The sequence below is a fragment of the Candidatus Sulfotelmatobacter sp. genome (assembly GCA_036500765.1).
GTDB lineage: Bacteria > Acidobacteriota > Terriglobia > Terriglobales > Acidobacteriaceae > Sulfotelmatobacter.
Window position 1 is genome coordinate 730,051 of record DASYBM010000004.1, and the last position, 21,387, is coordinate 751,437.

Annotated in this window: 22 protein-coding genes; 11 read left to right on the top strand and 11 right to left on the bottom strand. The window is 58.1% G+C overall.

Annotated elements, in window-relative coordinates; all coding sequences use genetic code 11:
• Positions 1-30: 30 nt before the first annotated feature.
• Positions 31-1,008, bottom strand: a complete 978-nt coding sequence (locus VGM18_06085; GenBank protein ID HEY3972553.1) for a macro domain-containing protein — start codon at positions 1,006-1,008, stop codon at positions 31-33.
• 69 nt (positions 1,009-1,077) lie between these two features.
• Here VGM18_06085 and tpiA point away from each other — a divergent pair, with 69 nt between their 5' ends.
• The 5 genes from tpiA (at position 1,078) to VGM18_06110 (ending at position 4,571) form a co-directional block, all read left to right on the top strand.
• Positions 1,078-1,827: a triose-phosphate isomerase gene (tpiA, locus tag VGM18_06090; GenBank protein HEY3972554.1), complete on the top strand. Its 750-nt coding sequence runs from the start codon at positions 1,078-1,080 to the stop codon at positions 1,825-1,827.
• Between the two features lie 336 nt (positions 1,828-2,163).
• Positions 2,164-2,610, top strand: coding sequence for an ATP-binding protein (locus tag VGM18_06095; GenBank protein ID HEY3972555.1), 447 nt, complete (start codon positions 2,164-2,166; stop codon positions 2,608-2,610).
• A complete protein-coding gene (locus tag VGM18_06100) occupies positions 2,607-2,951 on the top strand; it encodes an STAS domain-containing protein (GenBank protein HEY3972556.1) in 345 nt (114 codons plus the stop codon). The genes VGM18_06095 and VGM18_06100 overlap by 4 nt, the downstream gene beginning before the upstream one ends.
• Positions 2,952-3,112: 161 nt before the next feature.
• A complete protein-coding gene (locus VGM18_06105; GenBank protein HEY3972557.1) occupies positions 3,113-3,706 on the top strand; it encodes a hypothetical protein in 594 nt (197 codons plus the stop codon).
• Between the two features lie 52 nt (positions 3,707-3,758).
• Positions 3,759-4,571, top strand: a complete 813-nt coding sequence (locus VGM18_06110; GenBank protein ID HEY3972558.1) for a DUF72 domain-containing protein — start codon at positions 3,759-3,761, stop codon at positions 4,569-4,571.
• Between the two features lie 9 nt (positions 4,572-4,580).
• Here VGM18_06110 and VGM18_06115 read toward each other — a convergent pair whose 3' ends face one another.
• Both VGM18_06115 and VGM18_06120 read right to left on the bottom strand, forming a co-directional pair.
• Positions 4,581-5,840, bottom strand: coding sequence for a glycosyltransferase family 2 protein (locus VGM18_06115; GenBank protein ID HEY3972559.1), 1,260 nt, complete (start codon positions 5,838-5,840; stop codon positions 4,581-4,583).
• Positions 5,841-5,900: 60 nt separating this feature from the next.
• Positions 5,901-7,238, bottom strand: a complete 1,338-nt coding sequence (locus tag VGM18_06120) for an MFS transporter (protein ID HEY3972560.1) — start codon at positions 7,236-7,238, stop codon at positions 5,901-5,903.
• 101 nt (positions 7,239-7,339) lie between these two features.
• On the opposite strand from VGM18_06120, the gene VGM18_06125 reads away from it, so the two are divergent.
• On the top strand, positions 7,340-7,777 hold the full coding sequence (locus VGM18_06125; protein HEY3972561.1) for an antitoxin Xre/MbcA/ParS toxin-binding domain-containing protein: 438 nt from the start codon (positions 7,340-7,342) through the stop codon (positions 7,775-7,777).
• Between the two features lie 26 nt (positions 7,778-7,803).
• Entirely contained in the window at positions 7,804-8,307 is a 504-nt protein-coding gene (locus tag VGM18_06130; GenBank protein ID HEY3972562.1) for an RES family NAD+ phosphorylase, read from the top strand.
• Between the two features lie 28 nt (positions 8,308-8,335).
• On the opposite strand, the gene queF is transcribed toward VGM18_06130, so the two are convergent.
• Positions 8,336-8,749 carry a preQ(1) synthase gene (queF, locus tag VGM18_06135; GenBank protein ID HEY3972563.1) on the bottom strand — a complete coding sequence of 138 codons (414 nt, stop codon included), beginning with the start codon at positions 8,747-8,749 and terminating at the stop codon, positions 8,336-8,338.
• 224 nt (positions 8,750-8,973) lie between these two features.
• Between queF and VGM18_06140 the strand changes: the two genes are divergently transcribed.
• From VGM18_06140 to VGM18_06150, 3 genes are all read left to right on the top strand, one after another.
• Positions 8,974-10,161, top strand: coding sequence for an efflux RND transporter periplasmic adaptor subunit (locus VGM18_06140; GenBank protein HEY3972564.1), 1,188 nt, complete (start codon positions 8,974-8,976; stop codon positions 10,159-10,161).
• 20 nt (positions 10,162-10,181) lie between these two features.
• Positions 10,182-11,201 carry a tetratricopeptide repeat protein gene (locus tag VGM18_06145; protein HEY3972565.1) on the top strand — a complete coding sequence of 340 codons (1,020 nt, stop codon included), beginning with the start codon at positions 10,182-10,184 and terminating at the stop codon, positions 11,199-11,201.
• 173 nt (positions 11,202-11,374) lie between these two features.
• A complete protein-coding gene (locus tag VGM18_06150; protein HEY3972566.1) occupies positions 11,375-12,730 on the top strand; it encodes a TolC family protein in 1,356 nt (451 codons plus the stop codon).
• 37 nt (positions 12,731-12,767) lie between these two features.
• Here VGM18_06150 and VGM18_06155 read toward each other — a convergent pair whose 3' ends face one another.
• From VGM18_06155 to VGM18_06185, 7 genes are all read right to left on the bottom strand, one after another.
• Positions 12,768-13,094, bottom strand: a complete 327-nt coding sequence (locus VGM18_06155) for a metalloregulator ArsR/SmtB family transcription factor (protein ID HEY3972567.1) — start codon at positions 13,092-13,094, stop codon at positions 12,768-12,770.
• Positions 13,095-13,172: 78 nt separating this feature from the next.
• Positions 13,173-13,811, bottom strand: a complete 639-nt coding sequence (locus VGM18_06160) for an SPOR domain-containing protein (GenBank protein ID HEY3972568.1) — start codon at positions 13,809-13,811, stop codon at positions 13,173-13,175.
• Positions 13,812-13,922: 111 nt separating this feature from the next.
• On the bottom strand, positions 13,923-14,714 hold the full coding sequence (locus VGM18_06165) for a slipin family protein (protein HEY3972569.1): 792 nt from the start codon (positions 14,712-14,714) through the stop codon (positions 13,923-13,925).
• Between the two features lie 125 nt (positions 14,715-14,839).
• Positions 14,840-15,208 carry a DUF983 domain-containing protein gene (locus VGM18_06170; protein HEY3972570.1) on the bottom strand — a complete coding sequence of 123 codons (369 nt, stop codon included), beginning with the start codon at positions 15,206-15,208 and terminating at the stop codon, positions 14,840-14,842.
• 140 nt (positions 15,209-15,348) lie between these two features.
• Positions 15,349-16,194 carry a hypothetical protein gene (locus VGM18_06175; GenBank protein ID HEY3972571.1) on the bottom strand — a complete coding sequence of 282 codons (846 nt, stop codon included), beginning with the start codon at positions 16,192-16,194 and terminating at the stop codon, positions 15,349-15,351.
• 160 nt (positions 16,195-16,354) lie between these two features.
• On the bottom strand, positions 16,355-17,230 hold the full coding sequence (locus tag VGM18_06180; GenBank protein HEY3972572.1) for a hypothetical protein: 876 nt from the start codon (positions 17,228-17,230) through the stop codon (positions 16,355-16,357).
• A gap of 126 nt (positions 17,231-17,356) precedes the next feature.
• On the bottom strand, positions 17,357-19,690 hold the full coding sequence (locus VGM18_06185) for a serine hydrolase (protein HEY3972573.1): 2,334 nt from the start codon (positions 19,688-19,690) through the stop codon (positions 17,357-17,359).
• A gap of 439 nt (positions 19,691-20,129) precedes the next feature.
• Between VGM18_06185 and VGM18_06190 the strand changes: the two genes are divergently transcribed.
• Positions 20,130-21,365 carry a serine hydrolase domain-containing protein gene (locus VGM18_06190; protein HEY3972574.1) on the top strand — a complete coding sequence of 412 codons (1,236 nt, stop codon included), beginning with the start codon at positions 20,130-20,132 and terminating at the stop codon, positions 21,363-21,365.
• The last annotated feature ends 22 nt before the right edge of the window (positions 21,366-21,387 follow it).

The following is a 21,387-nucleotide window of genomic DNA, read 5'->3' on the forward strand; positions in this document are numbered from 1 at the left end:
TCCTCGATATTCGGGAGGAAATATAGCGGTCTACAGCTTAGCTGGTGATCCCACGAGAGCCAACGTACGACGGACGACAGTCTCGTCGACCTCTGCAGGAGTTTCCTCATTTTTTCTGAACACCACAATCGTCACGTTTTTCAGGCGCTGGCTACCCTGGCCGTAGCGTGCCGCCTCTGCAACTGCCAAGATGAGCGCGACCAATGTAAGGGGTGGATCAAGTTGCCCGTGACCAGCGCCTAGTAGTGGCATTACCACTGAATTCAGACGCTCGTCAGCGAGGCACGACGCCAGGTTTCGCACCGCTTCGAAGAGATAGGTTATGCGCGACGAAAGCCCCTGGCCTGCGGCCTGCGTGGATGTGGAGACGAGCGCAATCGGAGCCGAGCGGCCAAGGGGTTTGAGAAGTAGTAAGCATCGGCCAATACCGAAACTGGCTGCGCGTTCTTTCTCCGTCTTTTGTTTCTCGCTTCCAGGACCGAGCTTCTTACTGCACTCGTCTTTGATGAGCGCAACGAAGTCGTCCACTCTCCCCTCGAAGGCCCGGCTTGCATAGGCCCCAAGAGCGCTCCGTATATCGTTGACGCATAGATCGTCGAAATATTCGTTACAAGGCAGAACGATCGCAGATCCTGGTGGTGCCTCGTAATCCTCTATTCGTCCGCTCACAACTCGAATCTCGCAGCCTGATACGGTTGTCCAAAATTCACCCTTGCTTCCGCTGACCCGCCTCAGATCAAGGCCGCCTGCGTCATTTGCAGAACGTTCAGATGTTGTAATGATTGTAAAAGCAAAGGCGGCGGAAGAAAGCAGGAGCAAAGCTATGCCAGTTGCAGCAAGGAGGTACGTATTCGGAGGATGCGTGGTCCAACGGTAATCTTTATCGACTGTTACGCATGGTAGAGCTACGAACACTGCGCCTAGGACTAGCGCAATGATCCACCAAGGTTGTTTGGCCAGCGCTTTGAGCACGTCCATCTTTTTCGGCTCGTAATTTTGCGTAAACAACTTACCACGACAAGAGCATCCGTGTAACAATCTTGGGTTCGCGCACATACCCGTCGAAAAGGCTCATTCATGAGAAAAAAAGTACTGGCCGCCAACTGGAAGATGTACAAAACGCCCGACGACGCTCGCGCATTTTTTCGCGAATTTTTGCCCCTGGTGGCTGGCCACACTCGCGATGAAATCGTAGTATGCCCCACTTATATTGCGGTGGCCGCAGCCGTCGAAGCCGCCAAAGGATCGAACGTGGCGATCGGCGTGCAAAATGTTCATTGGAAGGCCGAAGGGGCCTACACCGGCGAAATTTCTGCTCCCATGCTGCTGTGCCTGGGCGTGACTCATGTGATCGTCGGCCACTCGGAGCGGCGGCAATATTTTGGCGAGACCGATGACACTGTGAACCTGCGGCTGAAAACCGCGCTGGAAGCCGGACTGACGCCGATCTGCTGCGTCGGCGAAGTGCTGGAAGAGCGCGAGGCTGGGCTGACGGGAGATGTTCTGCGCCGCCAGTGCGTGCGGGCGTTTCATGCCATCTCCGCGAAGAAGGCTGAGAAGCTTATTGTTGCCTACGAGCCAGTGTGGGCCATTGGCACCGGGAAAACGGCAACTCCGGAGCTTGCGGCTGAAGCCCACAGCGTAATTCGTCACGAGGCGGCTGAGATTTTCGGCGAAGAGTTCGCCACCAAGCTGCGCATTCTTTACGGGGGATCGGTCAAGCCGGACAACGTGTCGGCCCTCATGGCTCAGGAAGAGATCGACGGCGCGCTGGTCGGCGGAGCGTCGCTGGATCCGAAGTCATTCGCGGCGATTGTGAAGTATTAATGCGGCAGCGATTGCCCGACGTGTCATCCCGAAGATCGGCCCACATCGGAGGGGCGAGGGATCTCCCGCGAGATGCGTTCCCGCCATTGCCGATGCACGCAAGATCCCTCACTCCGCCTGAAGAACGGCTACGTTCGGGATGACGCCATCCGGGCAGAGTCGGCCTCAACATTCGATTAACGCACTTGTCCCGACGCATCCTCCATTGACAATTCGGCCATCCGACAGGCAAACTACCCCATCCGCCGCGAATCGCATCGGGCGAGTGCCTGCTGCGGGGAAAGCCGGAATAGTCCTTGCAGGCTTTATAATCGCTGCGACACTTCGTCCATGGCCATGACCGAGCAACGGGTCTCTTACACGCTCGACTCCTCATTGGAGACGATCGACAATGCGGAGGAGAAGGCCACACGAATTGCCACCGAGCTTGGCTTTCCCGACGATGAGATTATGCAGATTTCCATGGCCGTGCGCGAGGGCGCGGTCAACGCCGTGTTGCATGGCAACGCCTATGCGCCGGACAAGAAAGTTATTCTCGCCTTCGAGCGCACGGGCAGCGACCTGATCATTACGATTCAGGACCAGGGCGCGGGGATGGACCTGAGCAAGATTCCCAATCCGCTGGCGCCGGAGAATCTGCTTAAAACCTCCGGACGCGGAATTTTTCTTATGCGCTCGTTTATGGATGTGGTGGAAATTCGCCCCACTCAGACGGGCACCGAACTTAAATTAATCAAGCACGTCCACGGACCAACCGCGGGCGGCAAGGAGGCTTCCCAGTGAGCATGAAGGTTGGTAGTCGGCAGGTGGATGGGGTCACAATTGTGGATTGCAGCGGTCGCATTACCCTAGGCGAAGGCAGCGTCATTCTCCGCGACACCGTGCGCGATCTGCTGGCCAAGGGCAATAAGAAAATCGTCCTGAATTTGCAGGACGTCAACTATATCGACAGCTCGGGCATCGGAGAACTGGTCAGCGCCTTCACCACCACCAAGAATCAGGGCGGCGAACTCAAGCTGTTGAACCTCACCAAGAAGGTGAACGACCTGCTCCAGATCACCAAGCTCTACACCGTCTTCGACGTGAAAGACGACGAAGCGTCCGCGGTCAAGTCGTTCAAGTAACCGGTCCAGTAGTCTGAATTCTCCCCGAATCATGGCGCCCCATTTCTCGCGTTTCGTGCGGGAAGTGGGGACGTTGGTTTTCCGTTCCATTCTGGAACTTTTCGAGAATTTATTTCCGTCCCCCACTGACTCATTCTCTTTCCCGCTCATAGAATCACGGCATGTTCGGATTTGGCGATGCACATGTGGGGACAGGCGCCCCTTCGACAGGCTCCGGGCAGGCTCTCGGCTGTCCCGCCAGGCGGAGCCCGGCTGCGCTGTTCGTGTTGCCGATAATTTTTCTGGTCGCTCCGCTGCTTCGCGCCACCGACTGCATTCCTATCCAGGAGGCCGGGCAACATGTCGGCGAAACAAAATGCATCGAAGGCAAAGTCGTCCGAATAAGAGTAGGCGCAAAGGGCGTTCACTTTCTCGACTTCTGTGAAGAGCAAATGGCTTGCCCCTTCACGGTCGTGGTCTTCCCTTCCGGCCTGAAGGATGTGGGCGACGTCCGCCGCCTGGCGGGCCGCACCATTGAGATTCACGGACCGGTCAAGCTCTACGACGGCCGCGCGGAAATCATCCTCAATCGCATCGGTCAAATCACCGGAGGCGCGAGCATGATCCCTCCGCTGCCCAAGAGCTACGATGTCGAAAACCGCGGCCACTACAGCGCCGGCCACCTACGGCCCACTAAGAAGCCGGCCAAAGTCAAAGCTACGCCCAACCCGACACAGACTTTCGGAGATGTTGAGGGCGAAGAACCGCCAAACTGAATTGTCTCTCAGGCTTATCGATCTCTAAACGTTAAGATCTTTTGGCTTTGAGATGTTGCGAGCAACTGTGACCTTCGCCGAGACATCCATTACGCGCATGTCCTGCGAGATCCGCATCGGGACGTCGGGCTTCCACTATAAACACTGGAAAGGTCCGTTCTATCCGCAGACGTTGCGAGAGTCCGCGATGCTTGAGTTTTATACGCGGCACTTCGACACCGTTGAATTGAATAACAGCTTCTATCGCCTGCCTACGGCTGCGGCTTTTGAAGCTTGGCGCGAGGCAACTCCCGAGAATTTTCTTTTCGCGGTGAAGGCCAGTCGCTTTATCACGCACAACAAGAAGTTGAAGGACCCCGAGAATGCCCTCGACAATCTGCTGCCGCGAGCAGCGCACCTCGGCCACAAACTTGGCCCGATCCTATTTCAGCTCCCACCGAAATGGCGCATAAATCCGGAGCGTCTGCAAAACCTTCTTGCGATATTACCTACCGACCTCCGTTATGCGTTCGAGTTTCGCGAAGCGTCGTGGATTACCGAGGAAATATTCAGCACCCTGGGGAAGTTTAATGCTGCGTTGTGCATCTACCAACTCGCCGGCTACCAGTCGCCGCTCGCTATCACTGCCGATTTCACTTATGTCCGGCTGCATGGACCGGAAAGCGGAAAGTATCAGGGCAGCTACAGCGAACAGCAATTATCGCAATGGGCGCGACAGATCGAAGCGTGGGCGAAAGAACTCAGAGCGGTCTATTTTTATTTCGACAACGATCAGGCCGGATTCGCCGCCGCCAACGCGATGCGGTTGCGGGAGATGGTGCTCGGGCGCGGCATGTCGGGACAAGCTATCGGGCGAGCAGGTTAGCTCCATCCTTTACACCAACCCTTTCCGCAACTCCTCCAGCGGATACTTTGTCCCACGCCACTCGATGCCGTCATTCCACAGGGTCAGCAGCATCGAGCGCAGCAGCGTGTAGACAAATAGCGTTGTGCTGACCGGGTGCAGCAGAAAATAATACGGAGGCACCGCCGAGCGCGACGACATTCCAACGTAGATCGTGAACATCGATGCCAGTGCTATGGCATACGGCAAACGCGCCCAGCCCGGCGCCAGGAACACGCCCAGAAACGGGCCCAGATTCAGGAATGCCAGTCCGAGGGCCGAGATCACGGTGCGCCACCACTGAAACGACAGCACCGCAAAAAAGTTTTTGGTCAAATTGTTGACTACGCCCATCGCGCCCTGCGCCCAGCGGATGGAAATCAGGTCTCCGCCAAAGACGTTGCGCTGTGCGAAACCGGCTTTCTTAACGACTTTGCCCAATTTCATATCGTCGACCACTTCCATGCGCAGCGCTGCATAGGTTCCGACCGCGTCGTACACTCGCCGCCGCACCAGGTTGAAGGCGCCCACGCCCATGTGATCGTCGGTGCCGGGGTCGGCCACTTTCCATGGCCGATGGCCGAACAGGAACAGCGTTTGAAAAAATGCGATCATCATGTATTCGCCCGGCTGCTTCATGATCATCCGCGGAAACATCACGACATGATCCGCGGCAACGCTTTCCGCATAGGCCAGTGCACGCCGCAGCGACTCCGGCTTGAAGAGCACATCACCATCGGTGAACAGCAACCAGTCGCCGGTAGCCTGATTCGCCGCCGTCCACATGGCATGAGTTTTGCCTAACCATCCGGCAGGCAATTCGCGATGATGAATGACATGCAGGGTTGGCGAGAACCGTGGGCGCCCCACTTCTCGTTTCTTTTGCGAGAAAGCCTGCCCCTTCGACAAGCTCAGGGCAGGCTCTGAGCTTGTCGAAGGGTGGGGATTTTGAACGACTCGCTCCATGATCGCGCCGGTCGAATCCGTCGAGCGGTCGTTCACCGCGATTACTTCAAAGTTGTCGTAGTCGAGTGCCAGCAACATATTCAGCGCCTGCTCGATAGTCTCTTCTTCATTGCGGGCAGGAACGATGATCGACACGCGCGGATTTCCAGCGGGCAAGACGGGATTCCGATCCCACTCCGGACGGGAAACGTCGGCTACGCTGGGCATGCCAAGAGCGGCGTCCACGATGCGGGAAACCCACGCCAGCGCGAGAATGATTCCCGCAATCCAATGAAAGTAAGACATTCGGGGGAAAGCTAGAGATTTCCTTCGCCTACCTTAGCGTCCTTTAGCGTCCTTCGCGGTTCAACCTTTGCCGTCGACTGCGACCGCAGGGGCAAACTTCGTCCCATAGAACAGTATGGCAGAGGAAATCCCCATCGCGATCACCGGCAGAATAAAAGCCGTTTGCAGAGAGCGACGGTCGGCGACCCATCCCATCATGGTCGGGGACGGAACATCGCCCAGAATATGGATGATGAAAATATTCACCGCCAGTGCGGTGGCGCGAATGTGAGCCCCCACCGAATTGATCACTGCGGCGTTGAGCGGCGCGGTATTGAAAAGCAGAAAGAACGCCGCCACGGCGATCATCGGAATCATGAGTGGCCCGTGTACGAACAACGCCCCAATCATGAATGGCATCCCCAGCAGCATGCTGGCGGCTGATACCAGGTAGTAGGAACTCTTCATGCGCGGCAGCAGATAATCGCCCAGCCATCCCCCTGCCAGCGATGCCAGAATGCCATCGACAACAATGATGATGCCGAAGGCAAAGTTAGCGGCCTCGAGCGTATAGCCACGTTCGCTAAAAAGAAACTTAGGCATCCACACCTGAATGCCGCCCAGGGAAAACGTCATGGCCGCCATGCCCAGCGTTGCAGCAAGAAATGCCGGGTTGAGTACTACGCCAAACCACAACTTTCTCGAAAAGTAGTACTGCCGGAAAACGAACTGTTTCAGGCCAGCGCCCTTGAAACCTGGCGGCAGCAGATCCGCGTCGTCCTTGAGCGAGTCAAACTGACCACGTTCCGGTTCCTTCAGAAAGAGGACCGTCAGCGCCAGCAGAAACCCGGGAGCCGCTGCAATGTAAAACGGAAATCGCCACCCGTGATGCGGCGCCAAATTTCCACCCAGCAAATATCCCGCGGCCGACCCAACCGGAATCGCCAAGTAAAAAATTCCCAGAATACGCCCGCGCTTTTCTTCCGCAAAAAGATCCGCCACGAACGTCGGCGCAATCGTGACGAAGGTGGCCTCGCCCACCCCCACAAGCGTGTGGCGGATCAACAATTCCGTGTATGTGTGTGTGACCGCGGTCATCAGCGTGAGGCCGCTCCAGAATAGCGCGCCGAGCACGATGATTAGTTTGCGCGAATAGCGGTCCGCCAGCGGCCCCACGAATGGCGCGGCAATCATATAGAAGCCCAGGAAGGCACTGGTCAAATATCCGATCTGCGCGTTGCTGAGGTGAAACTCTTCCTGCACCAGCGGTTGCACCGCAAACAGCACGTTGCGATCCACATAATTGAGCAGATTGAGCGCCGTTAGAACGATTAGCGCAGTGCGGGGCTGGAGATCGGTCTGGGCCACGGGGTTGAGCAAATACAGATCGAGCAAAGGTGGATCGAGCGAATATAGCATGGCGAAATCATTCGAGCACGCACGTTGACCATGACGACAATTGTCGCTATCATAGATGACAAATGCCGATGACAAATGCCGATCCGAATTGGGTCTAATTTATGAACAGCGACTGGCAAGCCGTAGTGAAGCAATTGGGTGGCCCTCGAACTCTGGGCCGATCCCTCACCACCGACTCCGACCTGCGCGACGCCATCCGCGAGGGCTTCCCTCCGGCGGTTCTCGAAAAGTTGATGAATTTTTCGGGACTTACTCTCAAAGAGTTGGCGGATGCTCTCGATCTTTCTCCTCGCAGCCTGCAGCGCAGGCGCCGCAGCGGACGCCTGGCGCGTTTTGAATCCGATCGTCTTTATCGACTGGCCCGCATTGTTGCTTTGGCACAGCGGAGCCTGGGCAGCCACGAACGCGCCATGCGTTGGCTTAAGCGCAGCAATCGCGCCTTGGGCGGGGTTGCGCCGATCGGGGCTCTCGACACCGAACTCGGATCGCGCCAGGTCGAGAATGTGTTGGGACGCATTGCCTACGGCGGAATTAGTTGACCATTGGACCCGTTCGATCGAGCCCGGTGAAATTCACAAAAGTCTATCGTGTGCTCCGACGGGCCTACGCCCGCACTCCTTTTGATGGCGAAGGCGCCTACCTTTATGGCGGTCGATGGTCGAGTCCAGGAACCCGACTCACCTATACTTCGGAGCATCAGTCTCTCGCCATGCTGGAATATTTCGTCCACCTCGATCCGGATGATCCCCCGGATGACCTCGTTCTAGCCACTGCCGAGGTCCCAACTGACCTGCTGCGCGACCACGTCGATGACCGCGAACTTCCTCCGAACTGGCAAGAAACCCCGGCCCCGCCCGAACTGGCCCGATTCGGCGATGAATTCGTTCAACGCTCCACATCCTGCCTGCTCGTGGTGCCTTCGGTATTGGCGCGGAGTGAAAATAACTGGCTGCTCAATCCGGAGCATTTGGACTTCCACAAGATCGTGGTGGGCGGGACCGAGCTTCTGAGTTACGACGCGCGTATGTTCGCGGGCAAAAAGCGTCGCTCGAAACACAAAGCGAAATAGATTTTCTGTTGCCAGTAACTGCATCCGGCTAGAGCGCGACCCGCCGCCTCTTCGGCCTCGGCCATCGCGCCACGATGGTCGTCGAGATTCCGCCGCGCGGGCGGAACTCGCCTCGCACTTCTGCCCATACCGGCTTGGCCCATTTCACTACATGTTCCAGAATCTGGTTGACTACGTTCTCCTGAAAAATTCCCAGGTTGCGGTAGCAGTGCAAATATTCCTTAAGCGACTTCAACTCGAGGCAACTCTTATCTGGCATATAGCGGATGACCAGCACGCCAAAATCCGGCAGCCCGGTCTTGGGGCAGACGGAGGTGAACTCGGGATCGTCGACCACAATTTCGTACCCGGGAAACTGGTTGGGCCAGATCTCAATCTCGGGAAACTTCGCGTCGAGTCCGGCGGCTGCGTGCTGGGGCGTGTAGCGAGGCGATTTAGCCATGCCGCTTATTGTAGCGTTCGGCCTTCTGGATTTGCATTTTCGGATCGCCGCCGCCCCAGCCCGCATCCAATCAGATACTGTGGGCGTAACGGCCGCTGGTACTGTGCGGCCGCGGGAATGGTAAATTACCTAGTTACGGTTATACCCGCCGCACCCTGAAAGCTAACTGGTTGGCATCGACCGACAATTCGAACCCGCCGTCGCGCAGCCGGTGGATAGGGCTCATGCTCGTCCTGCTCGCGGTGCTGGCCGTCCTGTATTCCTATCTTCATCAGTCTCCACTCAAAGTTCGCGAGGTCACGGTGCAGCGCGGATCTATTCGCAGCGTGGTTTCGACCAACGGCAAGATTGAACCGATGCAGAATTTTGAGGCACACGCTCCCATTGCGACCACGGTAAAACGCCTCGTGGTTAAAGAAGGCGACCATGTGCGCAAGGGCCAACTGCTGCTACAACTCGACGATGCCGACATTCGCACGCTGGCCGCCCGGGCCCAAGCTCAAATCAAAACGGCGCAGTCGGATCAGGCGTCGCTCAAGAGTGGAGGCACTCAGGAAGAAGTTCTCACCTTGAATGCCCAACTGATTAAAGCCCGCAGCGCGCTCGATGTAGCCCAGCACAATCTCGACGCCCTGCGCCGCCTGGAGCAGGAAGGCGCCGCATCGCCGGGCGAAGTGCAGCAGAGCGAAGACGCGCTGAAACGCGCCCAGGCCGACGTCACATTGCTCGAGCAAAAACAGAAAGACCGATATTCCAAACCGGAAACGGCGCGCATCGAGGCGCAGGCCGAGGAAGCGCAAGCCGCTTATGACGCCGCCGAAGATGCGCTGCGCAAATCCAGCGTGCGCGCACCCTTCGACGGAACCGTTTATTCGCTTCCTGTGAAGCTGGGAGCGTTCGTGCAGGCGGGCGATCTACTGGTTCAGGAAGCCGACCTCTCGCACGTTCTGGTTCGTGCCTTCGTCGATGAACCCGATATCGGACGGCTCCAAGCCGGGCAGAAAGTTGAAATTACCTGGGACGCGATTCCTGGCCGAACCTGGACCGGCACCGTCAACACTGTGCCCTCGACGGTCAAGCTGCGCGTCTCCAGAAATGTGGGTGAGACAACCTGTGTGGTCGAGAACCAAGATCTTCGCCTGCTTCCCAATGTCAACGTCGGCGTAACCATCGTTGTGGCCGAGCACAGCGGCGTTCTTACCTTGCAGCGCGACGCTCTGCGCATCGATGAGAGCCATCCTTACGTCTATCGCATCGTAGACAATCACCTGAAGCACCAGACCATTGAGTATTCGCTTCAGAATCTCACCCATGTCGAGATTACGGCAGGACTTGCTCAAGGAGATGCCGTGGCCTTGCCCGCGGAAGATAAACCCTTCGTCGATGGGACCGCCGTCAAGGTGGTTCCGTAGGACATGGAGGGAGAGCGCGGGTGAGATATTTTCTTCGGCATGGGTTGCTTCGATTTGGGCGCTGGATAATTTTGTCCTTCGCGCTGGCGGGCTTCCTCCTGCCCGCGTTTGCGGACGCTTCTGCCAAAGAACTTCTAGCCATGGGCCGGGCTGACGAGGCCATTCAGACTTTGGAACAGCAGATCCGCCACTCTACGACCGGATACTCTGTTGCCGATGCGGAGTCGTACAACCTGCTCTGCCGTTCCTACTACATGATTGACGAGTGGGACCGGGGCATCAGCGCCTGCGAACGCGCACGCAGCCTGGATCCACAGAACAGTTTGTACTATTTGTGGCTGGGCCGAGTTTATGGCGAGAAGGCGGACCGAGTCGGCTTCATGTCGGCGGCGGGCCTGGCCAAGAAAGTCCGCACATCGTTTGAACGCGCGGTCCAGTTGGATCCACGGAGTTGGGAAGCGCGCAGCGATCTCGCCGAATTCTACATTCAGGCTCCGGGGATGGTGGGCGGGGGCAAGGAAAAAGCCCGTGAGCAGGCTGACGCCCTGATGCCAATCAATCCAGGGATAGCGCACTGGGTTCTGGCAAGAATCGCCAGTAAAGAGAAAGACGCGGCGGCCGCTGAGCGCGAATACCGCGCCGCGATCACAATGAGCCACTCCGGAACCCGCGCCTGGTTTGAGCTGGCTTATTTTCTATTTCATGCCAACCGTCTCGACGAGATGGAACAGGCTCTCCACAGTCTGGAATCCAGCCCCGTCGACGGGCCAGAGTCGCTGATGGACGCGGCCAGTCTTTTGGTGCGCACGAGCCGCGACTATCCTCTGGCGGCGCGACTGCTGCGGCGTTATCTGTCCGCTCCCGTGGAAGAAGGCCCGGCGTTCAAGGCCCATGATCTGCTCGGCCACGTACTCGAAAAACAGGGAGATCGCAGCGCTGCCGCCGGGGAATTCCGTGCTGCCCTGGCTCTGTCTCATACCTATACGCGAGCCGCCGAAGATCTAAAGCGAGTCGAAGACTTGAAACGAGTCGAACGCTGAGGTGAACAGCGCAGCAGGAATTTCTCCATGCTTCCCTGTGCCCTGTGTGGTTAAGATTTTGTTCGTTGCCAGCGGCGTCGAAATCGCAGCCGCCCTCGCCGCCGGACATTTAAAATCTCGCAGGCATCCAATTTCTCATGAACTCAGTTCCAGATCACTGTGAAAGGGACACAATGAACATCTCGTGCCGCGGTGCGCAGGCCGCAAAGTGGATTCTGGCAGCCTTACTCCTCCCTACATCTCTGCTGGCCGAATCGATCCCTTTCAAGCGGGTGGTGGAACTAGCTTTGGTTCATGCCACCGGAACGGCCATCTCGGCCGCCGAGAAGGAACGCTCCGATGCCAGCTACCGCGAGCTGCGCAATAACTATATTCCTCAGCTCAACACCGGAGCAGGGCTGGGGTTCTCGTATGGCTTCCCGCTGACCCTCGAGGGAGCCGCGCCGTCTCTGTTTAATGTCACGACTCAATCCGCGTTGCTGAATCCGGCGCTGCGCGACTTCGTACGGGCCGCCAAGGTCGACTCAGAAGTAGCCTCCCTGAAAAATAAAGACGAGCGCAACCAGATCATTCAGGACGCGGCCCTGAGCTATGCCGAACTCGCCAAGTGGGAGCAGCGCCTGATCAAGCTGCAAGAAACAGAAGCGGCTGCCGCCAAAATGCAGGCCGCGATCGCCGAGCGAGTGAAAGAAGGTATCGACAGCGAACTCGACGGCACTCGCGCGCGCCTGTCTGAGGCACGCGTCCGCCTGCGCATCGCCGAAGCACAAGGCGCAGCGGACGTACTGCGCGAGCACCTTGCCAAACTTACGGGACTAACAGCGGCCGGCATTCAGACCGATGCCGATTCGATTCCCGCGGCTCCAGCCGCGCCTCCACACGAAATGCCCGCAAAAGACCTTACGCCTTCCAATCCCTCGGTGGAAGCTGCCGTCGAGCACGCTCGCGCCCAGTATCTACGGGCTCAGGGCGAACACAAAGGCCTGTGGCCCAGCGTTGATTTCGCGGCGCAGTATGCTCTGTTTTCAAAATTCAACAACTTTCAGAATTACTACATTCCCTCGAAGCCTTGTCCGGTGGACGGCATCAGCGTTCTGTGCGAGACGAACAATTTCCAGCAGAACAACGCCACCATCGGAGTAAGCGTCCGATTTCCCCTGTTTAACGCGTCGCAGCGCTCCCGCGCCCAGGCCGCCGATGCCGATGCACGCAAAGCGACCAAACAAGCCGAAGCCGCCAAGAATCAGGCATCGGAAGAAACTTTGCGTCTGGAGCGCACCGTTACCCAGATGCAAGCCGCCCGCGACGTTGCGCAACTGGAATACGAAATCGCCGAGAAGATCGCATCTTCGGTCGGAACCCGCGCAGACGCCGGCACGGCGACGCCGCGCGATCTCAACGACGCTCACTCGCAGGCCAGCGAACGTTTCATCGCTCTCCAGGATGTAACCTTCGAATTGGAGCGCGCGGAAGTAGGTCTTCTGCGCTCGACGGGAGATTTGGAGAAGTGGGCTCTAGGCACGCCGTAGTATGGCGCCGCGAATCCAATCCATATTGACCGCAGCTTTAAAGCTTCCCGCGCAGCGTCTTCAGGACTTGCCGAATCGCCTTCTCGTTGCGCCGGTACCAACGCCACTGCCCCTTCTTGACGGCCTCCACCAGTCCCGCCTTGGTCAGAATTCCCATGTGATGAGAAATCGTGGGTTGCGAAAGCTGAACGCGCTCTTCGATATCTCCCGCGCATAAAGACGATTCGCGCGTGCTGTCTTTCCTGGCCTTAGTCTGAGCCACGCCATCTTTAAGAGCCAGCAGAATGCGCCGCCGGGTGGGATCGGCAATGGCATGCAACGCGCGATCGAGAAAGGAGTCATGGGGGGGCGCTGAGCCGGTCATCAGTTACAAGAAATAGCGCGAGAATCGATGGCTGTCAATCTGAGGCTTCGCCCGTGGCGAGCCAGGGGTCTGCCGTCGCTACTTTTTCAGAATTGGGCTGTAGCCGTCGGCGATCAGTCGCGCTCGCATCGTCTCTGCGTCCTTGATATCGGAGAACGGTCCCACCTGCACGCGGAACAATTTGTCGGCCTGAATTGGCTGGGCAACAAACGCCGGATACTGTTTCTTCTTGAGGGCATCCACCAGCGAATTGGCGTCTTCGTCTTTGCTGACCGCCGCAACCTGCACGAAGTATGCCGCCGTGGGCAGGACCGTTGGATCCGGAGCGTTGGAGGCTTGGGTTGACGAGGATGTCGAAGAAGATGCCGCGGAAGGGGTGGGCACCGTTTGCGGCGGAGCGGCCGAGGCAGTGTCGGACTTTGTATCGGCCTTGGTATCAGTTTTTGGGTCGGCGACCGGGGTCAATTCCGGATTGGCATCCTTCTGCTCGACTGATTTGTAGAACGTCATCGGCGGCGTCGCTGCTCCGCTCGTCTTGCTCGGCCCCGTCGTTTGTGGCGCGACCGCCGCGCTCGCGGTGGTAAGCGCTGGTTCGGATTTCCGTCCCAGAGAATAGCCCAACGCGAAGAACAACGCGCAGATCGCGACCAAACCGAAGAACAGGACCAGGAGTTTGCCTGTGCCCAGCGTTATTTCCGTATCGTCTGTCGATGCCATAGTTCAGCTCCGCCCGACAACTATAACTTGTAGCTCGGCCTACGGTCTCGGCGGGGCGACGCGCCCGCCGCGTCGAGAGCGGCGACAAATCCAAAACCTTCAGCTTTCTTGCTACGCTGCCGTTCCAGGCGTCGCGTCGCCCTTGCCCAACAACTTCTGTAGTCCCGAGAAGAAATCCACCGGAACCGGGAAGATCACCGTGGTATTTTTTTCCACGCCAATTTCGGTCAGAGTCTGTAAGTAGCGCAACTGCACGCTGACCGGTTCGGTGGCCAGCAAATGCGCGGCATCCACCAGCCGTTGCGCGGCCGAGAACTCGCCTTCGGCATGAATAATCTTCGATCGCTTCTCGCGCTCAGCCTCGGCTTGCTTGGCCATGGCGCGCAGCATCGACTCTGGCATATCGACCTGCTTCACCTCGACGTTGGTGACTTTCACTCCCCAGGGCGAGGTATGAGTGTCGAGAATGCTCTGGAGGCGCAGATTAATCTTCTCGCGATGCGAGAGCAGTTCGTCGAGTTCCTGCTCGCCCAGCACCGAACGCAAAGTGGTCTGCGCGAACTGCGATGTCTGATAGACGTAGTTCGAAACCTCGACCACGGCCTTGTTCGGATCAATGACTCGCAGGAAGATGACGGCGTTCACCTTCAAAGTCACGTTGTCGCGGGTAATGATGTCCTGCGGCGGCACTTCCAGCGCCTCCTGCCGCAAGGAGACACGCACGATTCGATCCACCGGCGCGAAAACCAAAGTGACCCCAGGCCCCTTAGCGTTGGGCAGCAGTCGCCCCAGTCGAAAAATGACACCCCGCTCGTACTCGGCCAGGATCTTGATAGAACTTAGAACGTAAATGATTACGACGACTACTGCGATGGTACCGAATCCGCCAAGAATTTCAGGCATCATGCCTCCAGACAAGGAGCCCAGCGCTCCTAACCGGATTGTATCGCAGGCGATTCCTGGGAACGGGTAAATCGCGGCGGCGAAGGTTGCTTGGCTTGATGCGCCGCAAGCCCCGCATGCTGCATTCAACTCCGGTCCGGGTCGACTCCCTGGTCCAGATAAATCCACAACACACGCGCCATCCAGGTGAGCACCGGCGCCAGCGGCACAAACAACACTATGCCCGCAATCGCACTCTTCATAAACGGCCAGCGCAGCAGAGCCCATACCAACGCCGCAAGCACCGCGATAGCCGCAATCCCCAGACCGTAACCGATATACATCGCTCCCAGAAAGTATCCGTCCTCGCGCTCAAACTTGAGCCCGCACGACGGACAGCGCTCATGCATCCTGGGAAACAGCCAGACCGATTGGCGAAAGATTTTTCCGGCACGGCAGCGCGGACAAAGCTGCCGCAGAATTCCCTGCAAAGCGGAAACATCAGTCCTCTGCATGGACGAAGAGGAATTTTCTGGGTCTTCAACCACAAAGGTCACGAAGGCCCACGAAGGGAAGCTTTGTTGGACGGCCTTCGTGATACTTCGTGCCCTTCATGGTTGAGGTATTATGGTTTAGGCATTTTCATCGCAGTGATCTACGATCCTGCCCGCGCCACTTGAATCCGGCTGGCATCGATCGGCACTGGCCGTTGAATTTCCATTTCGATGGAAGTTCCCACCTCGAGCTTCACGTCCGGACCATGCTTCAGCAGAGCCCACGCTACCCCGCCGGCGATTCCGATGAGGCCGCCGTAACGTGCGCCGTTCAGGCCGCCAGCCGCCACGCCGCCGATGCTGCCCACGGTACCACCCACGGCGGCGCCTTTGGCCGCATCCTCAACCCGCTTCATGGTGTCTTTGTCGGCCTGGATCGTTCCTTCTTTGTCCTTAACGCCCTTATCGTCTGCTCCTGGCGTGTTGTCCACCGAGCCCGGAAGCATCACGGTATAGCCGCTGGGATAAATCATCGAAGTAAAATGCAGCAGCAACTCCGCCCGCTTCTTCGACCGGCCCGCATGCTCCACATGCATGATCTTTCCCTGGATATAAGTTCCGGCCGGCACCAGCACGCGCTCGTTCACCACAAACGGAAACGCAACCTCGGCGTAAACCGCGTCACCCTCGCGCGCATTCTTGGTCGAGATCGCCTGCTTGAGCAGCAGCGGAATCTTGGCCCCGGCGGGAATGACGGCCGCGTTCGGATTGGCGGCTTGCGCCGGTACCGGCGCAGCCGGAGCGGCATTCGGCTCCTGCGCCTGAGTCTCATTATTTGCTGGAGTCGGGGCCGGAGTCGTATCCTGCGCCGCATTTGAAGTCTGCGCTGCACCGGAAGCCTGTGCTGAAGTTAAAGATTGGAACGAAGAATCCGCCGCCTTCGCCGAATCCGCCGCTTGCCCAAAAGCCATTCCAGAAATGAGCAAAACCGTAAGCAGTCCCCGCATACACACCTCCAGGCGACCGGCACCTGTTGTCAGCCCGAGATTACCACGATTGGTAGGGTGAGATGCGAGGATCGTTGTCGGCGCTGCCCCGGCCCCCGGCTGACAGAGATCATTGGACCGGAAGCCCCTGAGCGCTCGCACCAAGCAGCCATGGCTGTTCCTACAAGTCATGCATGCGATGAACCATAATGTCTGGCTTGTACGCGTCGTCGCTCATTGCGGCGTCGCAGCCATTGCCCAGGTTATTCGACGCTTCTTCGATGGCATCGACTTGACTCTGCGCATAGCCTGACGGATCTTCGACCGCCTGAACGCTTCCGCCGCCCGACTGGGTCGCGCGATCATATTCGTCCCACTGTCGACGCTCCTGCATGCTGTAGTAGGCGACAGTCCCGATGCTTCCTCCCGTGGCCAGCGCCTTCATTTTTTCATCGAACTTCTGCATCGCGGCTTTGGTGGCCTGCAGTTCCACCTCTGCCATAGCGAGGAGTCCCACACTATCGAGATATAAGTCGCACCAGTTGGCACGCCATTCATAAATATTTTGGCCGGTCGTAGCCTGCAATGACTCCGGCGTCTGGCCTGCATCACGAATATCCTTGGCCGCTTCCGGATCCGTCGCCCGGTCGCGCAGAAGCAAGAGCGACCCCGAGATGAATACGGTGTAGGTAAACTTCAGTCCGTTCTTGCGATGTTCGTAATCGTCCAGGGCCTTTCTGAGCGATGCTGACGCATCGGCGGAGCGAATCGCGCTATTCAATGCAGCTTCGGCTTTATCAAGATTGCTGGAAGCATTCAGGGCCTGCGCCAGAGCCTCCAGGTGTGCCTTGTGATACGTGAAATATGGGTGCGAAGTCAGAGATGTGCCAATAGCCTTACCCGCCAGGTCGAGCATAGCTCGGATCCCCAGCTTCATCAGGGCGCCGGTTCGCGTGTCCTCGTCGATCGATTGCTTGACCAGTTTTCCGTAGGTGTAAATCTTCTTGGTTCTCTTGAAGAGCGTGTATGCGTCAGCAGCTTTTTGCGTAACCCCCATGGAAGACCTCCAAGGGAAGGGATTCCCTCAACCTCAGGCCGGAACTTATATCCCAAACCGCCCGTGATCGCAAGTACGATTTTCCCACAAGTGCGGGGACGGACGCGTTGTCCGCCCGTGTTTCTCTCACTTGTAAATCAAATATTTCTCCCTAATCTTCATAAATGCCTGCAACCCCTCCTGCCAATCCTGCGCAATTCGCCGCGGATCCTGCCCCGCCAGCAGCGCATCGTAAACGCTCTGATTCATCAACAACTCGGGCAGCCGGTCGATCTTATAATCCGCCGGATACAGCTTCCGCAGCGCCGCCGCCAGTTCAATCCCCAGTTCCGAAGCGTCAAATCCATTGCGATCGGTCACCACAAAGTTGACTCCTTCGCACAGCTTCCCGGCATAGTTACTTGAGGTCGGCGTGAACGTAACGGGTACAAAACGCACTCCGGCAATTCCGCGCCCATTCAAGTATGCCGCCAGTTCCTTGCCCTTAACCCAGGGCGCGCCCAGCAACTCGAACGGAGTATCCGTGCCGCGCCCGACTGAAACATTCGTGTACTCGACTATCGCCACGCCGGGATACAGCGAGGCCTCGTATACGCTGCGCAAGTTCGGTGATGGATTCACCCACACGAGACCTGTGGAATCAAACCAGTCGCCGCGCTGCCATCCTTCCATCGGGACCACGGTCAGCTTGGCGTTAATATTTCGCTCGGCGTTAAACATCCTGGCCAGCTCGCCCATCGTCATTCCCGGGCGGACCGGTACGACCCAGTAATCTGTGAAATTCTCATGCCCGGCATCCGACACCGGACCTTGCACAAAAGATCCTGTCGCTGGGTCGGGCCGGTCGAGCACAATCAACTCCACGCCCGCCTTAGCCGCGCCTTCCAGAAAGTATCCCAGTGTTGTTTCGTAGGTGAAGTAGCGCACTCCGGCATCCTGAATGTCGAACACTACGGCATCGAGATTCTTCATCACCTCCGGCGGTGGCCGCCGCGCGGCATCGGTGCCGCCGTAAACGCTGTAAACCCGGACACCGGTTGCCGCGTCCACGGTATTGCCGACGTGGGTTGTGTCCAACTCACCCGTCACGCCATGCTCCGGACTGAAAATCGCATCGAGCGAAACGCCGGGCACTTTCGCCAGCACATCAATTGTGCGAAGCCCCTGACTGTCGATGCCGGTCTGATTCGTGACCACCCCGACTCGCATCTTTGTTTGAACGGTCTTTCCTTCAGAAGCTTGCAGTTGAGAAGCCGGGCTCTCCGCCGTCTTCAGCACATCAAACCCATGCTCTTCAAGCACGTCGATGCCAGTCTTCACGCTCCCATTCCGCGCATTCATACGCCGCGCGGCGCTCTGCGCTTCGTTGTAACCGGTGATGCTCTTCCAGCGCAGCGCGTCTTTCTCGCTCACAGTCAACTTCAGCGCTGCAGCTATTTCCGTCGCGACCTTCGAGCGTAGCGCAACCGCGTTCGACTTCCCGCGCGGATGCACCGCATTGGTCAGCAAAATGATGTAACTCTGCGTGGTCGGATCGATCCACATCGACGTTCCGGTAAACCCGGTGTGCCCAAACGAGCCCACCGGCAGCAGATCGCCGCGATTCGACGAGAACGGAGAATCGATATCCCAGCCAAACCCGCGCAGCACGGGCGCCGCCGGAGGCTGTTCCGGTGAAGTCATCTTCTCGACCGCCGCCGCCGATAAAATTCCGTCACCCCCGTTCAGCAAAGCCTGGGCGAACTTTGCCAGATCGTCCGCCGTCGAGAACAGCCCCGCATGCCCGGCCACGCCGCCCATCCGCCGGGCCGTGGGATCATGCACCAGCCCCCGCAGCATCTTCTCATTCTCGTCATACTGCGTCGGCGCAATTTTCGCGCGCCATGCCGCCGGAGGCACGAACCGCGTATGCGTCATCTTCAGACGCACGAAAATATGCCGCGCCGCATATTCATCCAGCGGCTCACCCGTGACCCGCTCCACCAGCGCCCCCAGTACAATGAAATTAATATCGCTATAAGTGAACGACGAACCTGGCGACTGGGCAGGTGTCTCGGCATATGCCATGCTGTACGCCGTGTCCTTCCCTTCCCACGCCGCTTTCAAATCCAGATCCGGCTCCAGCCCCGAGTAGTGCGTCAGCAACTGCCGCACCGTGATGTCGCCCTTCTCATTCTGCGCAAACTCCGGCAGATATTTCGCCACCGGATCGTTCATACGCACCTTGCCCTGTTCGACCAACTGCATCACCGATGTTGTCGTGGCAATCACCTTGGTCAGCGACGCCAGATCGAACACCGTGTCGAGCGTCATCGGCTCGCGCTTCGGCTCGAGCGCCCGCTCGCCATACGCCTTGCGATAAATCACGGAGCCGTCATGCCCCACCACGAGCACCGCGCCCGGAATGGTGCCGTCTGCAATGGCTTGCTGAATGACCGCATCGACCCCGCTTAACTTCACCGCTGCCGATGTATGAGACGCTGCTTCGGCAGAGGTTGGGGAAGAGAAAGATGAGGATGACGATGAAGAAGAGCCAGATGAAGGAAAGGACCACGTGGGGACGGACGCATTCGTCCGTCCAGTCGGGCGAAGCCCGGCAATCGCGCCACTCCTGCCGCAAAGCAGCGCACCATAAGCCCCCATGAGCATCACGTTCAAAGTGGCCCTCCCCACTCGACGCAGAGCCACCCTTGGTCGACTACAAGCACACCCACTTCCGCGAATCTCAACCATCTCTCGACTCTACACAACGCCGCAGCGTCGCTCAAGAAACTCCCGTAATAGGTGCCGTCCTCGCCACATGCGGGATGCCTCTCGCTCCGTGCTACGATCAGTAAATCAGCGATCGCTGCATCAACGATCATTGCATCATCCGCTGTTTCCGAGGCCTCGTCGCACCTTGAATACGCGCCCCTCAACTGCCCTGATCCCGTCGTTCGACCATCAGGACGTAGTCTTCGCGTCGGCCTTCTCCGTTCTGCGCGAAGCGATCGCGGAGCGAGCCTTCCCCGCCGCCTCCATCGCCGTCACGCAGCAAGATCGCCTGGTAGCCCTGAAATCGCTCGGTCACTTTACTTACGACGCGGATGCCCCGCCCTTCCCCAATTTCGAAGTCACCTCCTCCACCCTTTTCGACATCGCCTCCGTCACCAAGCCCATCGCCACAACCACTATGGCCGCAATCCTGCACGAACGCGGCCTCCTCGAACTTGACGCACCCATCGTCGGAACGCTTCCGGAATTTCTGGCGGACGCTTGCGAAGAAGTCGACGCTCGCCGCCGCAATGTCACTTTCCGCATGCTGCTCGACCACTCCTCCGGCCTGCCATCCTATGAAAAGTTATTCCTGAAAGCGCATTCACGCGACGAACTGCTCTTCGCCGCTTTCAGCACTTCCTTAAGCGCCGATCCCGGCACGCGCGGCGAATACAGTGACATTGGATTCATCATTCTTGGCGCGGCGCTCGAACGCATTGCGCAAGAGTCTCTCGACCTTTTCTGCCAGCGCGAAATTTTCGGTCCGCTCGCCATGACGAACACAACCTTCGATCCGGGCAAAGAATTGCGTTCGTCCATTCCTGCAACTGCCGACGACCGCATCTTCCGCAAGCGAATTATCCAGGGCGAAGTCCAGGATGAAAACGCCTACGTCCTCGGCGGAGTCGCCGGACACGCGGGACTATTCTCCACCGCCGAAGATCTCGCCCGCTTCGCCCATGCCATGCTCCAATATCAAAATTGTCACTTCGAGGAAGCCGAAGCCAATACGACGGTGGGTCGAGACACCCCGAGTTTTTCGCAAGCGCATAACGACGCGAACTCAAGAGAGGCGATCTCAAAGCCCATTCTGCGGCCCGAAACTTTGGCGCTCTTCACACGCCGCGAAGTCTTGCCGCCCGGCACAACCCGCGCCCTGGGATGGGACACGCCGGCCACTCCTTCGCAATCCGGAAAATATTTCGGTCCCCGTTCCTACGGTCACCTCGGCTATACCGGCACTTCGTTATGGATCGATCCCGACCGCGAACTCTCGATCACTTTATTGACGAACCGCACCTGGCCCGACTGTTCCAATCAAGCCATCAAACTAGTGCGTCCCAAATTTCACGACGCGGTTGTCGAAGCACTGACATAAGTTTGTGGAGGGGCGAACGCCT

Coding starts and splice junctions, on each gene's coding strand:
- tpiA (HEY3972554.1), top strand. CDS start 1,078: ATGAGAAAAAAAGTACTGGCCGCCAACTGGAAGATGTACAAAACGCCC.
- VGM18_06095 (HEY3972555.1), top strand. CDS start 2,164: ATGACCGAGCAACGGGTCTCTTACACGCTCGACTCCTCATTGGAGACG.
- VGM18_06105 (HEY3972557.1), top strand. CDS start 3,113: ATGTTCGGATTTGGCGATGCACATGTGGGGACAGGCGCCCCTTCGACA.
- VGM18_06110 (HEY3972558.1), top strand. CDS start 3,759: ATGTTGCGAGCAACTGTGACCTTCGCCGAGACATCCATTACGCGCATG.
- VGM18_06115 (HEY3972559.1), bottom strand. CDS start 5,840: ATGTCTTACTTTCATTGGATTGCGGGAATCATTCTCGCGCTGGCGTGG.
- VGM18_06120 (HEY3972560.1), bottom strand. CDS start 7,238: ATGCTATATTCGCTCGATCCACCTTTGCTCGATCTGTATTTGCTCAAC.
- VGM18_06125 (HEY3972561.1), top strand. CDS start 7,340: ATGAACAGCGACTGGCAAGCCGTAGTGAAGCAATTGGGTGGCCCTCGA.
- queF (HEY3972563.1), bottom strand. CDS start 8,749: ATGGCTAAATCGCCTCGCTACACGCCCCAGCACGCAGCCGCCGGACTC.
- VGM18_06140 (HEY3972564.1), top strand. CDS start 8,974: ATGCTCGTCCTGCTCGCGGTGCTGGCCGTCCTGTATTCCTATCTTCAT.
- VGM18_06150 (HEY3972566.1), top strand. CDS start 11,375: ATGAACATCTCGTGCCGCGGTGCGCAGGCCGCAAAGTGGATTCTGGCA.
- VGM18_06155 (HEY3972567.1), bottom strand. CDS start 13,094: ATGACCGGCTCAGCGCCCCCCCATGACTCCTTTCTCGATCGCGCGTTG.
- VGM18_06160 (HEY3972568.1), bottom strand. CDS start 13,811: ATGGCATCGACAGACGATACGGAAATAACGCTGGGCACAGGCAAACTC.
- VGM18_06165 (HEY3972569.1), bottom strand. CDS start 14,714: ATGCCTGAAATTCTTGGCGGATTCGGTACCATCGCAGTAGTCGTCGTA.
- VGM18_06170 (HEY3972570.1), bottom strand. CDS start 15,208: ATGCAGAGGACTGATGTTTCCGCTTTGCAGGGAATTCTGCGGCAGCTT.
- VGM18_06175 (HEY3972571.1), bottom strand. CDS start 16,194: ATGCGGGGACTGCTTACGGTTTTGCTCATTTCTGGAATGGCTTTTGGG.
- VGM18_06180 (HEY3972572.1), bottom strand. CDS start 17,230: ATGGGGGTTACGCAAAAAGCTGCTGACGCATACACGCTCTTCAAGAGA.